The organism is Bradyrhizobium sp. SZCCHNR1015 (genome assembly GCF_032489875.1).
Taxonomy (GTDB): domain Bacteria; phylum Pseudomonadota; class Alphaproteobacteria; order Rhizobiales; family Xanthobacteraceae; genus Bradyrhizobium.
On sequence record NZ_JAUEYW010000002.1, the window covers coordinates 517,322 to 535,310 of the forward strand.

Sequence of the window (17,989 nt, forward strand, 5' to 3'; positions counted from 1 at the left end):
GTTCGCAGCGATGGAAAGCAGCTAGTTCGGCAGAGCGTGGCAGGCTCCCTCTCCCCGTGAAGAACGGGGAGAGGGAGCGCACTACCGTCGTGGCGAGCACCTACTCTGCCGTTCGCTCTTGCACGCCTCAACCTACTCCCTCGCCAGCGCCGCTGCCGGATCGAGCCGCGAGGCGCCGCGGGCGGGCATGTAGCCGAAGCCGATGCCGATCGCCATCGACGTGACCGCGGCGCCGACCATGGCCAGCGGCGAATAGATCAGCTGGAAGCCGACGTCGAGCGCGTTGAAGACCGTGCCGAAGCCGACCGCGAGCGCCAGGCCCAGCGCACCGCCAAGCAGGCAGACCAGCACGGCCTCGATCAGGAACTGCATCAGGATGTCGCTGCGCCGCGCGCCGACCGCCATGCGCACGCCGATCTCGCCGACGCGCTCGGACACCGACACCAGCATGATGTTCATGACGCCGATGCCGCCGACCAAGAGCGAGATCACGGCGATGGCCGCCACCAGCAGGGTCAGCACCTGCGTCGTGCTCTCGACGGTCTTGCGGATGTCGTCGGTGTTGAGCACGAAGAAGTCCTTGGCGTTGTGCCGTGCCGTCAGCAGCGCCGTCGCGGCGCGCTCGGCCGCCGCCATCGGCGTCGCCTCGTCGACGCGGACGCTGATGCTGCGCAGCACCTGGTTGCCGAGGAAGCGCGCCTGCACCGTGGTGTAAGGCAGATAGACGATCGGCGTGGAGCTGGAGCCGAACCCGGCCTGCTGCTGCTTGGTGACGCCGACGACGCGGCAGGGCACCTTGCCGATCAGGATGACGCTGCCGAGCGGACTGACGTCGGAATCCGGAAACAGCGCCTTGCGCGCATTGTCGTCGATCACGGCGTCCTGGGCGTAGGATCGCACGGTGTCGGCATCGAGATAGCTGCCTTCCGCGAGCTCGGTGTTCTTGACGCGGAAATACTGCTCGCCGACGCCCGAGATCTGGGCGCTGACCTCGACGGCGCCGAACCGCAAGGTGCTGGTGGTCGAGACCGTCGGCGAGATCGCATCCACGTAAGGCTGCTCAGCCATGACCTTGGCATCCGCGAGCACCAGCGTCCTGATCTTGCTGGAACGGGTGTCGCCGAAATCCTTGCCGGGAAAGAATTCCAGCGTGTTGGTGCCGAGCCGGTTGATGTTCTCCAGCACCCGCGCCTGCGAGCCGCGGCCGAGCGCCAGCACCATGACGACGGAGGCGACGCCGATGATGATGCCGAGCATGGTGAGGAAGGCGCGCAGCCGGTGCGCATTCATGGCGAGCAGCGCCATCCGTGCCGCCTCGCGGAAGCGGTCGAGATGACTGCGCCACCATGACGGCGCCGGCGATCCGGCGTCCTCGGCCGCGGCTGCAGCCGCCGGCCCGGGCGAAAGTGGATTGGGCTTGTCCGAGATGACGCGGCCGTCCTGCAGCTCGATGATGCGGCGCGCGCGCTGCGCGACGCCGGCATCATGCGTGACGATGATGACCGTGCGGCCGGAGGCGCTGATCTCGTCGAGGATGCGCAGCACCTCCTCGCCGCTGGCGCGGTCGAGCGCACCGGTCGGCTCGTCGGCGAGGATCACGTCGGGATCGTTGACCAGCGCGCGGGCAATCGAGACGCGCTGCTGCTGCCCGCCGGAGAGCTGTCCCGGCCTGTGATCGGTGCGGCTGCCCATGCCGAGCCGCTGCAGCAGCGCCTCGGCCTTGCGGCGCCGGGCCGACGGGCCAAGCCCCGCATAGACGGCGGGCACCTCGGCATTCTCGGTGGCAGTGAGCTCGCCGAGCAGATGATAGCGCTGGAAGATGAAGCCGAAATGCTCGCGCCGCAGCGCCGCCAGCTCATCCGGATCGAGCGAGCTCATTTCACGTCCGGCGATCCGGTAGCTGCCGGACGTCGGACGGTCCAGACAGCCGAGGATGTTCATTAGCGTCGACTTGCCGGAGCCCGACTGGCCGATGATCGCCACCATCTCGCCGCGCGCGATCCGGAGGTCGACGCCGCGCAAAGCGTGGACCGTGCCTTCGCCGGACGCGTAGCACCGTCCGACATTCTGCAGGTCGATCAGGACCTCGGTCATCATGCGCCTCCAGGCGGCGGCGGCATCACGGTTTGCTTCGTGCCCTGCTCGGGCGCCGAGATCACGACCCGCTCGCCCTCGCGCAGGCCGGACTGCACCTCGGCCCTGATCTTGTTGTTGAGGCCGATCCGCACCGCGCGTTTCTCCAGCGCGCCTGCGCCATTGAGCACGCGGACGTTGTAGCTGCCGTCCGGATTGGCATTGCCCAGGGCCGACGAGGCGATCGTCAGCACGTTGCGCGCTTCGCCGAGCAGGATGTGGACCTCGGCCGTCATGTAGGTCATCAGCCGTCCCTCAGGATTGGCGACGTCGAACACGCCGTTGTAGTAGATCGCCGACGATGTGGATGATGACGACGTGCTGCTGCTGCTCGATGTCGTGGTCGAGCTCGAGGAGAAGCTCGAATCGCTCTTGATCGATTCCGGCGCCGGCTCGATCGTGCCGAGCGTGGCCTCGTAGCGGCGGTCGGGATCGCCGAGGATGGTGAAGTAGATGTTCTGTCCCGGCCGGACCCGGACGACGTCGGCCTCCGAGATTTCGACGCGCACCGTCATGGTCTCGACCTGGCCGAGCACGACGATGGTCGGCGCCGACTGCACCGCATTGACAGTCTGGCCCTGCTGGGTGACGATCGACAGCACGGTGCCGTCGATCGGGGCCGTGATCTTGGTGTAGCCGAGATTGACGCGCGCGGTTTCGATCGCGACCTCGGCCTCGACGATCTGTGCGTCCAACTGCGCGATCTGGGCCTGGGTCTGCTTCGCGGTCGCCTCGGCGCTGTCGTAGTCGGCGCGCGACGAGGCCTTCTGCGCCAGCGTGACCTGCTGCCGCGCCAGGTTCGCCTCGGCGAGCGCCAGGGTGGCGACTTTCTCGTCGCGTTGCGCCCGGACGTTGCGCAGACTCGCCTCGTTGGTGCGCAGCGTATTCTGTTGCGTCAGCGAGTCGATTTCGGCGATCAGATCGCCGGCCTTGACCTTCTGTCCCAGCTTGACGTTGAGCGCGACCAGCCGTCCCGACGCCTGGGCGCCGACCGCCACCAGCTTGACCGGTTTCAGCGTGCCGGTGGCGAGCACGGTCTGCTCGATATCGCCGAGGGTGACCGGCGCCGTCACCAGGTTGGCGTTCGGATTGCGTGTGAACCGGGTAACGAACAGGAGGGCCAGCGCGAGCGCGACGAGCAGGCTGATGATCAGCACAGCCCGGCGGCGCGGACGCTTCGGCTTCAGCACCGGCGGGACGCCGTCTTCCGTAGCGGACGGTCGGGGCATGTGGGGCAGGGGTGCGTTCATCGCCTTGACTTCGAAAGGGCTGCGGAAATTACCTGGGCGCGCCGACCTGTGCGAGATGCGGGCCGGTGCCGCCGTCGACGATTTCGGGAACCGAGCTGTCGACTGCGCCGGTCCAGCCGCCGCCGAGCGCCTTGGCCAGCGCCACGTAGTTCTTCGCCAGAGTGGCGCGACTCGCGAGCAGGCTGTCCTCGGCAGTGAATTGCGAGCGCTCGGCATCGAGCACGTCGAGGAACGTGCTGGAGCCGGTCTGGTAGAGCGAGCGCGACAGCCGTGCGGCCTCGCCATAGCGCCGCGCCGACTCTCTCAGGCTGCGGATGCGGATGCGCTCCTGGCCGAGGCTCACGATGGCGTTCTCGACGTCCTCGAGCGCGCTCAGCACCGCGCTGCGCCAGGCGACGTGGTATTCGTCGCGCTGCGCTTCCGCGACCTCGACGGCGGCCTGCAGCTTGCCGCCGTTGAAGATCGGCACCGACAGGCTCGGACCGATCGACCAGCCGATCGTCGAGCTCTTGCCGAGATCGCCGAGCTTCAACGCCGTGGTCGAGACCGTGCCGGTCAGGCTGACATCCGGGTACAGCGCAGCCGTCGCCTGTCCGATCTTGGCGGTGAACTGCGCGAGCTGCCGCTCCGCCTTGCGCACATCGGGGCGCATGACCAGCACGTCGGCCGGGATGCCCTTGGGCAGCGGCAGGCGCGGCGACGGGATCGGAGTCACCAGCGACAGGCGGAGGTTCAGCGCCGTCGGGTCGCGGCCGAGCAGCACGCCGAGCCGATGCACAGCCTGCTGATAGCTGCTCTCATAGGTCGGGATGGTTGCTTCCGTGCTGGCGGCCAGCGCGCTCGCCTTGGCGGTGTCGACGGCCGAGGCCGAACCGGCATTCTGCTTGCGCTCGGTCAGCGCCGCGGTCTCGCGCTGCGAGGCCGCGGTGCGCCGCGCCAGCGCCGCGCGCGCCTGATAGGCGCGCGCATCGATGTAGTTGGAGGCGACGTCGCCGACCAGCGTCAGCAGGGTCGCGCGCAGATCGTCCTCGGCGGCGTCGACGCCGTAGCCGGCGGCTTCGACGGCGCGGCGGTTGGCGCCGAACAGATCCAGCTCCCAGCTCGAATCGAAGCCGGCCTGGTACTGGCTATAGGCGGTCGGAGCGATCGCGATGCCATTCGTGGTGCTGCCGGCGCTGCGGGTCTCCGTCGCCGTGCCGGTGCCGCTCACGGTGGGGAACAGCGCGCCGACGGCCTGGCGCTGCGTCGCCCGCGCCGCGCGGATGCGCGCCTTGGCGGCGGCGACGTCGAGATTGCCGTCGACCGCTTCGCTGATCAGCTGATCGAGCAGCCCATCGTGGAGGTTGCGCCACCACTGCGCGAGCTTCAGCGTCTGCGCCGGCTGGTTGCGGTCGCTGCTCCAACGTTGTGGCACGCCGAACTCCGGCGTCACGTAGTCGGGGCCGACGGCGCAGCCGGCGAGCAGCGGCGTGGCGAGGCAGAGTGCGAGCAGGACGGGCTTCACGGCGGCTGATACGATCGCGGTTCGACAGGAGGCCGCGCAGGCTGGTCGGCCACGCCGCAGGACTTCCCCGTTGATGTTTGTTTGATGCACAGAGCCTAGGCAGGTTAACGATTGCGCAGGGTTAAGTCGCGTGAAGAAATGTTTCCGCCTTAACAATACAGCTTACTTTCGCCACGATCGCGCGTCGCTTCGGGCTGTTCTTTTCGGCCAAAATCGACCATGTTCCGCGCATGATGTCGTCACACAATACCGTCGTGGCCGCAGACGCAAACATGCCGGCCGCCGCGCGGATCCTCTGCGTCGAGGATGATCGCGAGATCGCGGCGCTGCTCACCGAGCTCCTGCAGGAGCACGGCTTCGCGCCGCGCTTCGTGTCGTCGGCGGCCGCGATGAACGACCTCCTGCAGCGCGAGCAGGTCGACCTCATCATGCTCGACGTGATGCTGCCGGACGACGACGGCATGAGCATCTGCCGCCGCCTGCGCCAGATCTCGACGGTGCCGATCATCATGGTGACGGCGAAGGGCGAGGACATCGATCGCATCCTCGGCCTCGAGCTCGGCGCCGACGACTACGTCGTCAAGCCGTTCAATCCGCGCGAGCTGGTGGCGCGCATCCGCGCGCTGCTGCGCCGGTCGCAATTGCACCCCGCCGTGATCGCGGCGCGGCAGGCGCCGATGACGTTCGACGGCTGGCGCATCGAGCCGGCGACGCGCACGCTGTTCGATCCCGACCGCGTCAAGATCACCTTGACCAGCGCCGAGTTCGACATCCTGCTGGCGTTCTGCCGCAATGCCGGCCGCGTGCTGTCGCGCGAGCAGCTGATCGAGCTGGCGCATGGCGGGCAGGCCGGGCCGGTCGAGCGCAGCATCGACGTTCACATCAGCCGCATCCGCCAGAAGATCGAGCCCGGCGCCAGGAGCTGGACCCTGATCAAGACCGTGCGCCTCGGCGGCTACGTCTTCACGCCAAGAGTCGAGACCATTGATGACGCCTGATAGCAAGCCGTGCCCGCGCCTCGGCCTCACCACGCAGATCGTGACCCTGGCGTCGCTGTCGGTGCTGTTCGGCATGGTGCTGATGATCGCGGCGGCGCTTTTGTTTCTCGATCCGCCCGATGAGCAGGAATCGCCGGCCTACGGCATCGCGCGCGTCGCCGAGGCGGTGCACTTCGTCCGCGCCGCGAACGACCCCGTGGCTGTCGAGAGCAGCCTGTCGAGCCTGCGCAGCTCCGGCATCCAGGTCGAGCTGGTGCCGCTGAGCTCGCTGACGCTGCTCGCCAAGCCGGTCAGGGACGTGCCATGGACCTCGCGGCTGGCGCGCCGCCAGCTCAGCGTGCTGCGCGATGTCACCTTGCTCCACGGCGTCGGCTATGGCGCGGCGCCGCCGACCCAGATCATCGTCCAGGTCGACGGCGAGCGTGCGCTGGTGTTCGACGACGTGCCGCGGCTCGAATTCTGGTCGATGGTGCTGAAGCCGGCGGCGGTGTTCCTGTTCCTCATCCTGATCCTGGGCGTGCTGCTGTCGATCTACGCGGCGCGGGCGATCATCCGGCCGCTGTCGGAGATGGCGCGCGCGGCCGCCGCATTCGGCCGCTCGCCGGGTGCGCAGGAGCCGCTGAGCCGGCGTGGCCCGCGGGAGATCGCCCAGGTCGCCGAGGCGCTGAACGAGATGCAGGCGCGCATCCGCGCGCTGCTCGACGACCGCACGCGGATGCTGGCGGCGATCAGCCACGACCTGCGGACGCCGCTGACGCGGCTGCGGCTGCGCTCGGAGCGGATCGCCCAGGGCGAGATGCGCAGCGCGATGCTGCGCGACATCGACCAGGTCAGCCGCATGCTCGACGAGACGCTCGACTACCTGCGCGACGACACCAAGGCCGAGCAGCCGGCGCGGATCGAGCTGTCGAGCCTGCTCGAGACGATCTGCTGCGACTTCGCCGATGTCGGCCACGCCGTCAGCTTCGATGGACCGTCGCGGCTGGTCTGCGAGGGCCGGGCCCGGGCGCTGTCGCGCGCCGTCACCAACGTGGTCGAGAACGCCGTCAAGCACGGCAGCGAGGTCGTGGTCAGCCTGTCGACCCTGGCCGACGGCATGATCGCGATCGAGGTCGCCGATGACGGTCCCGGCATTCCGCAGGCGCTGCAGGCGCGCGCGCTGGAGCCATTCGTCAAGCTCGACCAGGCGCGCTCCGCCGGCGGCTTCGGCCTCGGCCTGTCGATCGCGCAGGAGATCATGAAGAAGCATGATGGCGGCATCGCGCTGATGCCGAACGCGCCGCGCGGCCTGCGGGTGCGGCTGTCGCTGCCGCTGCGCGTCGCGATGCCCGCGGCGATCCCCGCCAAGGTGGCGTAGCGGGCGCCACGCGCAGGAAACCCCGCCGGTGCTGATCCCGGCGGGGCCTTTGCGTTCGCCGATGTGGAGGGATGGCGGTCAGCTCACGCGCTTCCAGGTCTGGCCGCCGCAGAACAGGCCGCCGAAGGCGCAGCCCTGGACCCGCAGCGTGCTCGGATTCTTCAGCACCACGGTGGAGTCGTAGTTGCCGCCGCCGTCCGGATCGTGGATGCGGCCGACCCACTTGCTGTCCTTGCGCTTCATGTTGATCAGGATCTTCTCCCGCGTCTTCTCGGCAAAGCCGCAGATGTTGGCGCCGCACGGCTCGATCACGACGTTGCCCTTGCCGCCCTCGGTGGCCCACAGGCCGAGCGGCGAGTTCGGATCGGCTGCCGGCGCCGGCGCTGGAGCCGGCTGAACTGCGGCAGGCGCCGCGGCAACCGTGACCGGCGCGGGTGCTGGCGCCGGCTGTGGAGCAGGCGCGGTCGTAGCGACCGGAGCCGGCGGCACCGGCATCTGCACCGTCGTGGATGGCGCGGCGGAAGCGGGCGCTGCGGGGGCCGGTGCAGCCGCGGCCGGCGCGGTGGCGGCAGGCGCCGGCGTGTTGACGACCGGCGGGGCCGCCACCGGCGCCGCCGCGGCCGGAGCGCCGGCCGCAGGCGCGCTGCTCGCCGGCGCATCGTCATCGTCGAGCTTGGAGGATTTCAGCCCGCTGAGGTCGATGCCGGACACTTGCAGGCAGGACAGCGACTGGCAGTTGCGCGGCACGGTGACACGGATCTTGTGCCCGTCGAAATTGAACGCGATCGAGCTGCCGGCCTGCGCGGCGCTGCTCGCGATCAGAACGGCTGCTGCGGCCAGATACACGGTCTTCATGAATGAGCTCCCTCGGACGGCGTCGTGAACCTGGGGAACTCTTAGACGCGGGCGATGGCGCGATCTGTGACGAGGGTCACAGCCGAAGAGCCGAAGAGACGATGCGGTCGTGACCGCACGCGGCCCGTCAATCGATCGAGGTCAGATCGCGGCGATCAGATCATCCCGACGATGATCGCGCCGACAAATGCAAACACGACATACGTGACCACCATGCTCAGCCGATCGGCAAGGCTCATGGGACGGCTCCCGTTTTCGCATCGCTCGCGCACCTGGCGTGCGCTGGCTCTTGACGCCTGCGCTCCGCAGAGCGCGCGCCACACATACAAGATCGGCATCGGCAAAAAAGACAGCGCGGCTGTCGCTTCCCCGTAAAACGACTGCCTTTCACGTCGCGATGGTTTGCGTGCCGTAAAGGGACGGCATTGACAGGTCCTTAAGCAAATTGCCGCAAACCTCTGCATATGACGCGCGGAGTTCGTTTGTATCTCGTCGGCTCCATCGTCCTTGTCTCGCTTGCGGGTTGCGGCCGTGGATTTTTCCAGGAGCGCGAGCCGTGGCGGGCCGAGGCCGAGATCGCCTGCCTGAAATCGGGCGCGGTGAAGGAGAGCGCGGACATCGTCCGCATCGACCCGATCACCGGCCCCGGCATGTGCGGCGCCGACTATCCGCTGAAGGTGGCGGCGCTCGGCGAATCGACCGCGAGCTACGGCTTCGCCGACGAAAGCCTGCGTCCGCCGGCCGCGATCGGCCGCCAGCCGCGCTGGCCGATCAACCCGCCGCCGCAACGCTATGCCCCGCCTGCGACCTATCAGCCACAGGCCGCGCCGCAGCCGGCCTATCCGTCGTCGAACGCGGCCTATCCTGGTCCGGCATCGCCGTCCTACGGCGCCCTGCCCGGCGCGCCGCTGCAACTCGAGCCACCGGCAGGCGAGGACGACGTCGACCAGCCGGCCGACGCGTCCTATCCCGCCGCGCCCTATCGCGGGCAGCCTGCCGGGCGCACCGCCTATCCGCAGCAGGAACCACCGCCGCGGCTCGGACCGTCGCGCGATCCGGTCGGCACCGTCGGCCCCGTCGCGGTGAAGCCGACCGCGACGCTCGCCTGTCCGATCGTCTCGGCGCTGGACCGCTGGATCGCTGAATCGGTGCAGCCGGCGGCGCAGCGCTGGTTCGGCACCAAGGTCGTCGAGATCAAGCAGATCTCGGCCTATTCCTGCCGCGGCATGAACGGCAATCCGAGTGCGCACATCTCGGAGCACGCCTTCGGCAACGCGCTCGACATCTCCGCCTTCATGCTCGCCGACGGTCGCCGCATCACCGTCAAGGACGGCTGGATCGGCCTGCCGGAGGAGCAGGGCTTTCTGCGCGATGTCCAGGGCGGCGCGTGCCAGCAGTTCACCACGGTGCTGGCGCCGGGCTCCAACGTCTATCACTACGACCACATCCATGTGGACCTGATGCGCCGCGCCAGCCGCCGCCTGATCTGTCAGCCGGCCGCGCAATCCGGCGAGGCGGTGGCGGCGCGCGCGCAGCAGCGGCGCTACGGCTACGGCCAGCGCGGGCCGGACGTCACCAGCTCGATCCCGCCGCGCAAGCAAGCCAAGTCGATTGGTCAGTTGATCAACGAGGAAGACGAATTCCGGGACTATTGAGTGGCAATGGCGAATAGCGCGTCGCATCTCCCGGCCCGACCATCTCCTCACTCTTTGCCATTCGCTTCGCGCTGTGCGCGGCTGTGGATTTCTTTCGCCGTCAGCCGCGCCTGAAGGCGCTCTGTCCCGCCCCGAAACGGAAACGCCGATGTCGCGCGCTGCGCATTAGGAGTCCGTTGACCAGTTTTGCCGTCCGCCATTGGCCGACACTAGACCTGCCACAGTCGCCAGGAACAAGGCGCGCGGGGTTCTGGTTGCTGCCGGATTGGGAGAGGCGGAGATGGCATCGTATCGCATCAAGGCGATTGGGGCGGGCTTCGAGGTCGGCACCGCCGAGCAGGCTGTGCTGGTCTGCCGCTCGCTGAAGACCGCCCGCCGCGCCGTCGCCGATGCGCAGCGCCTGGAGCGGATGCCGCCGAAGCCGATCCCCTGGCGTGTGCCGCCGGAGCCAGCGACCGCGGCTGGCGGCGCGGACGATGCCGCGCGCAGCGAGGACAAGGACATCGAGATTCCCGTCGTGTCGGATGGCCCGCCTCTGTGCTGCTGACTGGATCATGATGCGATTCCACGGAATCGCATCATGATCTCATCTCCTTGTTTGAGCATGTTCTCCGCGCAAACGCCTTCGGCGTTTGTCGCGAGGGAAAACCGGTTTCCACTTTTCCGGATCATGCTCTAACCGGCGCGGAAGCGGCAGAACTGGAACTGCTGCGTCGCGCCCCACGGCGTGCGATGCGCCTCGGTGCAACTGTTCTCGAGCGTGAAGGCAGGACCCAGCGTTGCGGCCAGGCTGTGGGCGTCGTAGCGCACGATCGGCAGCCCGCTGCACTTCTCCGGACCATCGGGCGCGAACGTGCCGATGATGACGGCCCCGCCGGGCACCACCGCCGCGCGCAGGCGATCGACATAGGCGGCGCGGTCTTCAGGTGCGGTGAGAAAATGGAAGGCGGCCCGATCGTGCCAGACGTCGTAGCGCGCGTCCGGCGTCCAGGTGGTGACGTCGGACGCGATCCACGTCACCCCGGCCGCCGCGGCGCCGAGCCGGCCGCGCGCCGTCGCCAGGGCGGCGTCGGAGATGTCGAGCACGCTGAGCGCGCCGTAGCCGGCCGCGAGCAGCGCATCGACCAGCCGCGAGGCGCCGCCGCCGATATCGATGATCCGCGACGCCGCCGTCGCACCGGCCTCGCGGATCATCCGCAGCGACGTCGCCGGATCGTCCTGGTACCAACTCACCTCGGTCTCGGCCTTGGTGGTGTAGACGTTCTGCCAATGGCTGGCGCGGTCGGGCATGGTATGGCCGTTTGGTGCAGAGGAGGCTCATCCTATCATGAGTTCGCAATATCGTCGCAGGCTGCGAATGCTGCACGAAGAAATCCGAGCGGTCTGAGATGTAACGCAGGCTCTTGCGGCGAGGACGGTGGGCTCCCTCTCCCCGTTCTTTACGGGGAGAGGGTTGGGGTGAGGGGCAGACGCACGGGAAGCGCAGGTGGATAGACCTGTACCCCCTTCACCCGGATTGCGTCTGACGATGCAATCCGACCTCTCCTCGCTTGCGGCAGGGCGATCGCATATGGTTTTCCCGGGCGGACCTTTCATGGCCTCATGGTTCGAGACGCGTCGCAAGAGCGACGCTCCTCACCATGAGGATCAACAGCTTTGCGGCGGAGAAAGGCCCTCATCCTGAGGAGCCCGCCGAAGGCGGGCGTCTCGAAGGATGGTCGCGGAAAGACTGGGCGCCCGGCCTCTTTCACCATGTGCGATCGCCCTGCCCGCAAGGGGAGGGGAGTCGACCGCTGTTGCGGCGATAGCGGTCGGCCTCAAAACGTCCCCGCCACCGTCACCCGGAACGTCAGCGGCTCGATCGGGTGCAGGACGCGGTCCATGACGCCGGTCTGGCAGACCTGCGCCGGCACCCCTGTCGGCGCGTTGCCGTAGCACGCCTGGTACAGCTGGTCGGTCGGCAGCAGCGAGCCGTAGCCGTAGGAGATCTGGTTGGCCTTGGTGTTGAGCAGGTTCAGCACGTCGAGCTGGATGCGCCAGCCATTGGCGTCGCGGAAGCCGATGCGGCCGTTGAACACGCTGGTCACGGTGGAGCGGAAATAGTTGTCCTCGGTCAGCGGCGTCGCGCCGAGATAGCGCCAGCGCAAGGACCCGAACCAGCCGGTCTTGTCGCCGAGCGTGATACCGGCGGAGGCGATCATCGACGGCGCGTTGGGGATGTAGTTGCCCGGCGCATTGCCGAGCTGGGCCTGCGGGTAGCCGGCGAGCGAGGCGTAGACCGCCGCCTGATCGGCGTTGTCGCCGACGAAGCGCGCATGCGTCATCGCCAGATCGGCATCGATGTCGATCCACGACGCCGGGCGATAGTGGTTGGTGAGCTCGAAGCCGTAGCGCCGGCTCGGCCGGCTCGCCTCGGTGTCGCCGGCGTCGCCGGAGAACAGGATCTCGGAATCCTGGTTGAGCATGAACACGCTCAGCGACGAATCGAGTCCCGGAATGATGCGCGTACGCACGCCGACCTCGGCGCCCTTGGTGCGTACCAGCAGCGGCGAGGAGGCGAGCTTGTTGGTCGGATCGGCGGGATCCTCGGTCGTGGTCGCGCCACGGGCGTCGTTGCTGTGCATGCCGTAGCCGGCGCCAAGGAAGAACTCGGTCTTGTCGAACGGCCCGATCACCATGCGGAACTTCGGGCTGCCGAGGCTGGCTGCGGCATCGCCGGTGTTGTTGCCATTGGTCAGCGAATACACGTGGGTCTGATAATAGTCGCCGCGATAGCCGACCGTGGTGCGCAGCCAGTCGGTCCAGCGCACCGTGTTTTCGACATACAGCCCGACGCTGCCTTCGCCGACCTTGTCGGCGCGAACGACGCCGGTGCTCAAGGGATCGATGTCGGAGAGCAGCACCCGCTGGCGGGTGTTGGTCAACGCCAGCGCGATGTCATCGTAGCGCGTCTGGACGCCGAACGTCGTTTCCATTGGCCGGCCGGCAAAGCTGCCGTTCAAGGTGCGCGATGCGTTGGCGCCGAGCATCAGCCGGTCGTCATGCTGGTGAAACTGGTCGCCGTAGGTCGGGTTGCTGAGCGCGTAGGTGAAGTTGTTGTAGAGATCGAGCTGGCTCTTCACCGCATAGGCGTTGGCCTTCCAGGAGCCGGCCTCGTCGGTGCCGGCGATGCGGCCCGACAGCGCGAAGCGGTTGGTCTTGCCGCCGTCGGTCGGGTCTTCGGAATCGTAGCGCCCGAGTGTTCCCGAGGTGATGGCGCGCTCCGGCACCTGGTCGGTCGAGGTCCAGCGATTCGCATAGGCCATGCCGGTGATCGAGAAGCCGGCGGTCGCCGTGCCCTGCGAGTAGCGCATCAGGCCGTTCAGCTTCTTGGCATCGTCGGGCGTGGTCCACGGCCCGTCATAGCGGCCGGCTTCGCCCGCGATCAGCAGATGGCCGTCGCCGACATGCACCGAGTCCATGCCGAAGAAGCGGCGATAGCCGAAGCTGCCCGCCGTCATCTGCGCGATTGCTTTCGGCACGCTGTCGACGAGGCCGATATGCACGCTGCCGACCGAGGCGAAGTCGCCTTCGTCGGCGAAATACGGACCCTTGCGCACGTCGACGCGGCCGATCGTCTCCGGCATCAACCAGTTGAGATCGGCATAGCCCTGGCCATGCGCATGGGTGCGCATGTTGACCGGGACGTCGTCGACGAACAATGCGAGGTCCGTGCCATGGTCGAGATTGTAGCCGCGCAGAAAATACTGGTTGGCTTTGCCTTCGCCGGAATGCTGCGTGACGATCAGGCCGGGCACCGCCTCCAGCACCTCGCCGGGACGCGTCGCCGGGCGCGCGTTGATCTCCTCGCCGGTTATCGCGATCTCGCTCGCCATGCCCTGCGGGGGCGCGAGTCCAGAGCCGACATTGGGTGCGCCGGACGGTGCAGCCGCCGTCGTGGCGGCCGGCATCACATGCGCAGCCGCACCGGCCGCGCTCGGCTTCGGCGGCTGCGCCGCGCGACGGACCTGTGGCTTGGGCTTGGCCGTGCGTCGAGGGGCATCGACGTCGACCGTTGGCAACTCGGCAGGGGCTCGTTCCGGATGGGCGTTTGCCTGCTGCGCCAATGCCGCCATCAGCACGCCAACGCTCGCCCCACGCCACCGCATCGTCACGCCCCTCGAACTCGCCACAGGGCATGCATCGTCAATTGCCGCGCGCCTTCGTTGGCCCGCGGAACGCTCGCTTGGATCGCCCCACTGTCGAGTGTTAAAGAACGCTAAGGTGACACCGGTATGATGTCAACGTGAATACATCATACTCATGCGGTGGATAGGCGCTTGCCGCGCAGCTCAGGGAGACGGGACATGCAGCGCCTGACGATCACGATCGACGACGACCTGCTCGCCGAGGTGGACACCTTCATGGCCCGGCGCGGCTACGACAACCGCTCGGAGGCGTTTCGCGATCTGTTGCGCAGCGGCCTGGAGACGGCGGACGCCGGGGCCAGCGACAGCCGCCCCTGCATCGCGACGCTGAGCTATGTCTACGACCATGCCGCGCGCGAGCTGCCGAAGCGACTGACGCAGGAGGCGCACGACCATTCCGGCCTCGCCCAGGCGACCCTGCACGTCCACATCGACCAGGAGAGCTGCCTCGAGGTCACCGTGCTCAAGGGCGAGCGCCGCGAGGTCAAGGCCTTCGCCGACCACGTCATCGCCGAACGCGGCGTCCGCCACGGCCACGTCGCGATGATGCCGATCGAGGCGGCGCATGATCATGGACACGCGCACAGCCATTCGCACAGCCACAGCAGCAGCCACAGTCATTCGCATTCCCAAGCGACGAAGAGCGGGAAGAAGTAGGAGCGGGTTCAGCGAGTTTTCTGGCGATCAGAACACCTGGGCGTCGGTGCCAACACCGCCAGTCCCAACCTGCGTCGTCATCCCGGACAAGCGCGCGGTACGCGCGCGCCGATCCGGGATCCATAACCACAAGGAGGAGTTCGAGGAACGATGGCCGCTCCATCCCGCCTAGCCACATCCGCCACGGCGTATGGATCCCGGGTCGGCGTCCGCGAACGCTGTCGCGTTGGCGGCCTTGCCCGGGATGACACTGTTTATTTGGTGGCAGCGCGGGCAACCCGGGACGACGCGGAGTTTGGAGCGGACGGCCCTCCGCACCCTCCGCCGTCATGGCCGCGCAGGCGGGGATGCAATAAGCCGCGGCCTATCGGCCCCATCACGTGCGCCTCGGCGTACTGGATCGCTCGGAAGGCGGGGCGATGACGGCGCGTGTGTGGCGTGGCGCCCGCTCCATCGTCATTGCGAGGAGCGAAGCGACGAAGCAATCCAGAGTCGCGCGTGACGCCCTGGATTGCGTCGCTTCGCTCGCAATGACGCTGGAGCTACGTTCGCGAACGCCGGAAACGGCGTGCGCGTGGATACTGATTTCTTCAACCACATCAAGCTGATTTGCCCTGTCCAGTCCCCCACTCAAAAATATTCTGCTTCCATTTTTCCGAATTTCATGGTTGTCTCCCTCCATCCCGCCTCGATCGAAGAGGGACGTTTCGCGGTCGTCACGAGCGTTGGAGGCGGGGAGCGGTGGCCTGTCGGCGCGCAGCGCGCTGGAATCGCGAGCGGACGAACGCGACCGGCAGGACGATGAAGTCGTATGGTCCTGGCGCCCCGATGCTGGCGTCAAGTTGGCGACGATGCGTGCGCATCGCGCTGACGACGGTGGCTACAAGCCCGGACACCGGGGAGAGTACGTATAAATCGTAAGCCCATCGCGCAGGGAGGGCCGGGTGATCTCGGCTGAACCTGTGGTACCTGCCGCCTGCATTTTTTTGAGCAGGCGGGCCACGGGCGCGGCCAGCGCCCGGCCTTCCCTGCACCCTCCGATCGATCAGAGGGTGATCCGATTGCAAAGCTCGGGCGTCACCAGCCGCGAGAAGGAGAGCGCATGTCTCATGCTGACATATCTCGGGCTGACATGTCTGGCGCCGATATCTGTCGTGCCGACATCGGCGCGCGCATCGCTGCGGTCAGCGGCGTCTCAACTTTTGATGCTGTAGGTCGCGAGGAACATGCGGACAGCGCTCGCCACCACCTTGTGCGTCTCGTCGGGCGAGGGGGCGGGGGCTCCCTGAAAGATGAAGGGCAGGAACAGCGTCGCCTGGCACATCAGCTGGAATTGCGATGCGGCGAGGTGGCAATCGTCGATGGCGAGCTCCCCGGCATCGACGCGGGCCTGCAGATAGGCGGCGAGCCGGCCGATCGTGCCCTCGATGACGCAATCATAGTAGCGTCGCCCCACCTCCGGCATGCGTTCGGCGATCGCCATCACGGTGCGGATCGCCGATCCGCCGCCGGGGCGGCAGACGACCGCGATCCAGGCGGTACCGAATTCATACAGCACGGTCGCGGCATCGCGCGCGGGATCGAAGCTGAAGTTCGAGGCGCCCCGATGCACGGTCTCCTCCGCGACGATCGCCTCGAACAGGCGGAATTTGTCGGCGAAGTAGACGTAGAGGGTGCCCTTGGAGACGCCGGCGACGCGCGCGATCTCGCCCATGCTGGCGCCGTCGAAGCCCATGTCCATGAACACCTTGCGGGCGCCCTCGAGGATCTGTCGGCGCTTCGAGGAATCGTCGTCCGACGTCGTCTGGGTGGTGGTGTGGTCCGCCTCAATCATTGGTTTAGGCTGTTCCCGAAGATTTGGCCGGCGCCAACGTCACAAAAGCATCTGCGCGGATATGTTGCGGTAGCGAAGATATAGATTGACCGAACGGTTCGGTCAATGATAGATATGGATTGACCGAACGGTTCGGTCGGAATTTTCGGGGCCTCGACGGCCCCGCTGTCATGGGTGGGAGTCTCTGATGGCCGCTGCGAGAGACCAGGCTGTACGGGCGCGCCGTCCGGACGCTGATGAAGCGCCGGAACAGACGAGGTCTGAGCCGGTCCGGCCGCAGGCCAGCGACACGGCGCAGCGCAAGCCTGCTGATGCCAAGCCTGGCGACCTGAAGGCCGACGTCAGCACCGAGGCTCCATCCGAACGGCCCGCGCCGGCCGGCGCTCCCGCGGGCGCGAAGCCGCAGGCCGTGGCCGCCGCGGCTCCGAAATCCGGCAAGCGCAAGCGGGTGCTGGCCAGCATCGGCGTGCTGCTCGCGCTCGCCGCCGCCGGCTATGCCACGCACTATTATCTGGTCGGCCGCTTCATGGTCTCTACCGACGATTCCTACGTCCGCGCCAACAACACCATGCTGGGCGCGCGCGTCTCCGGACACATCCAGGAGATCGTGCCGCGGGACAATTCGGTGGTTCGCAAGGGCGACGTGATCTTCCGCATCGACGACGGCGACTACAGGATCGCCGTCGACGCCGCGCGCACCAAGATTGCCACGCAGGAGGCGACCATCGCGCGCATCGGCCGCCAGGTCGCCGCGCAGCAGAGCGCCGCCGAGCAGGCGCAGGCCAATCTCACCTCATCCGAAGCCGCGATGAAGCGCGCCGGGCTCGACTATGAGCGCCAGCAGGCGCTGAGCAGCAAGGGTTTTGCCTCGCATGCGACCTTCGAGCAGTCGGAGGCCGCGCGCGACCAGGGCATGGCGGCGGTCCGCGCCGCGCGTGCCGCGTACGACGCTGCGCGCGACAATGTCGAGGTGACGAAGGCGCAGCAGGTCGAGGCCCAGGCGCAGCTCGCCGAGCTCAAGACCTCGCTCGCCAAGGCCGAGCGCGATCTCGATTTCGCGACCGTGCGCGCGCCGGTCGACGGCACCTTCTCCAACCGCCTCGTCAACACCGGCGACTTCATCGCGGTCGGCCAGCGGCTCGGCAACGTCGTGCCGCTCGACGACGTCTTCATCGATGCGAACTTCAAGGAAACCCAGCTCAGGCGCATCCGTCAGGGCCAGCCGGTCACGATCAAGGTCGACGCCTATGGCGCGCGCGGCTTCAAGGGCGTGGTCGACAGCATCTCGCCGGCCTCGGGCTCGGTGTTCACCCTGCTGCCGCCGGACAACGCCACCGGCAACTTCACCAAGATCGTGCAGCGCCTGCCCGTGCGCATCCGCGTGCCGAAGGAGGTGGCGCGGCAGAACCTGCTGCGCGCCGGCATGTCGGTCTACGTCACCGTCGACACCACCGACGCCAAGGATGCCGACACCGACGCCGACCTCGACGCATCGGCGACGGTGCAGGGGAAGTAGTTGGACAGGGAAAGTATTTTGAACTGATGCGATGGCACGAGCT

At 67.7% G+C, this 17,989-nt stretch carries 13 protein-coding genes; 6 read left to right on the forward strand and 7 right to left on the reverse strand.

The window, feature by feature from the left end:
• Positions 1-132 precede the first annotated feature (132 nt).
• From QX128_RS06095 to QX128_RS06105, 3 genes are read right to left on the reverse strand one after another with little or no spacing between them, the layout of a single operon-like run.
• Positions 133-2,094, reverse strand: coding sequence for a MacB family efflux pump subunit (locus QX128_RS06095; protein ID WP_316236932.1), 1,962 nt, complete (start codon positions 2,092-2,094; stop codon positions 133-135).
• Positions 2,094-3,383, reverse strand: a complete 1,290-nt coding sequence (locus QX128_RS06100) for an efflux RND transporter periplasmic adaptor subunit (protein WP_316236933.1) — start codon at positions 3,381-3,383, stop codon at positions 2,094-2,096. Before QX128_RS06100 ends, QX128_RS06095 begins: the two co-directional genes overlap by 1 nt.
• A 28-nt stretch (positions 3,384-3,411) precedes the next feature.
• Positions 3,412-4,887, reverse strand: a complete 1,476-nt coding sequence (locus QX128_RS06105; RefSeq protein ID WP_316236934.1) for an efflux transporter outer membrane subunit — start codon at positions 4,885-4,887, stop codon at positions 3,412-3,414.
• A gap of 230 nt (positions 4,888-5,117) precedes the next feature.
• Here QX128_RS06105 and QX128_RS06110 point away from each other — a divergent pair, with 230 nt between their 5' ends.
• Both QX128_RS06110 and QX128_RS06115 read left to right on the forward strand, forming a co-directional pair.
• Entirely contained in the window at positions 5,118-5,885 is a 768-nt protein-coding gene (locus tag QX128_RS06110; protein WP_315802094.1) for a response regulator, read from the forward strand.
• Positions 5,875-7,242 carry an ATP-binding protein gene (locus tag QX128_RS06115; protein WP_316181686.1) on the forward strand — a complete coding sequence of 456 codons (1,368 nt, stop codon included), beginning with the start codon at positions 5,875-5,877 and terminating at the stop codon, positions 7,240-7,242. Before QX128_RS06110 ends, QX128_RS06115 begins: the two co-directional genes overlap by 11 nt.
• Before the next feature lie 78 nt (positions 7,243-7,320).
• On the opposite strand, the gene QX128_RS06120 is transcribed toward QX128_RS06115, so the two are convergent.
• Positions 7,321-8,097 (reverse strand): DUF2147 domain-containing protein, encoded by a 777-nt coding sequence (locus tag QX128_RS06120; protein ID WP_316236935.1) that lies wholly within the window; start codon positions 8,095-8,097, stop codon positions 7,321-7,323.
• A gap of 464 nt (positions 8,098-8,561) precedes the next feature.
• Between QX128_RS06120 and QX128_RS06125 the strand changes: the two genes are divergently transcribed.
• The gene (locus QX128_RS06125; RefSeq protein ID WP_316236936.1) at positions 8,562-9,752 is read left to right on the forward strand and encodes an extensin family protein; all 1,191 of its coding nucleotides are present in this window, start codon (positions 8,562-8,564) and stop codon (positions 9,750-9,752) included.
• Between the two features lie 280 nt (positions 9,753-10,032).
• Complete coding sequence (locus QX128_RS06130; protein WP_315802098.1) at positions 10,033-10,299, forward strand: hypothetical protein; 267 nt, start codon at positions 10,033-10,035, stop codon at positions 10,297-10,299.
• A gap of 128 nt (positions 10,300-10,427) precedes the next feature.
• On the opposite strand, the gene QX128_RS06135 is transcribed toward QX128_RS06130, so the two are convergent.
• Together QX128_RS06135 and QX128_RS06140 are read right to left on the reverse strand one after the other, a co-directional pair.
• Entirely contained in the window at positions 10,428-11,042 is a 615-nt protein-coding gene (locus QX128_RS06135; RefSeq protein ID WP_316181692.1) for a class I SAM-dependent methyltransferase, read from the reverse strand.
• 527 nt (positions 11,043-11,569) lie between these two features.
• Positions 11,570-13,900: a TonB-dependent receptor gene (locus tag QX128_RS06140; protein ID WP_316236937.1), complete on the reverse strand. Its 2,331-nt coding sequence runs from the start codon at positions 13,898-13,900 to the stop codon at positions 11,570-11,572.
• A gap of 198 nt (positions 13,901-14,098) precedes the next feature.
• On the opposite strand from QX128_RS06140, the gene nikR reads away from it, so the two are divergent.
• Positions 14,099-14,596 carry a nickel-responsive transcriptional regulator NikR gene (nikR, locus tag QX128_RS06145; RefSeq protein WP_316236938.1) on the forward strand — a complete coding sequence of 166 codons (498 nt, stop codon included), beginning with the start codon at positions 14,099-14,101 and terminating at the stop codon, positions 14,594-14,596.
• Between the two features lie 1,195 nt (positions 14,597-15,791).
• On the opposite strand, the gene QX128_RS06150 is transcribed toward nikR, so the two are convergent.
• A complete protein-coding gene (locus QX128_RS06150) occupies positions 15,792-16,430 on the reverse strand; it encodes a TetR/AcrR family transcriptional regulator (protein WP_316236939.1) in 639 nt (212 codons plus the stop codon).
• A gap of 187 nt (positions 16,431-16,617) precedes the next feature.
• Between QX128_RS06150 and QX128_RS06155 the strand changes: the two genes are divergently transcribed.
• A complete protein-coding gene (locus QX128_RS06155) occupies positions 16,618-17,946 on the forward strand; it encodes an HlyD family secretion protein (protein WP_316236940.1) in 1,329 nt (442 codons plus the stop codon).
• The last annotated feature ends 43 nt before the right edge of the window (positions 17,947-17,989 follow it).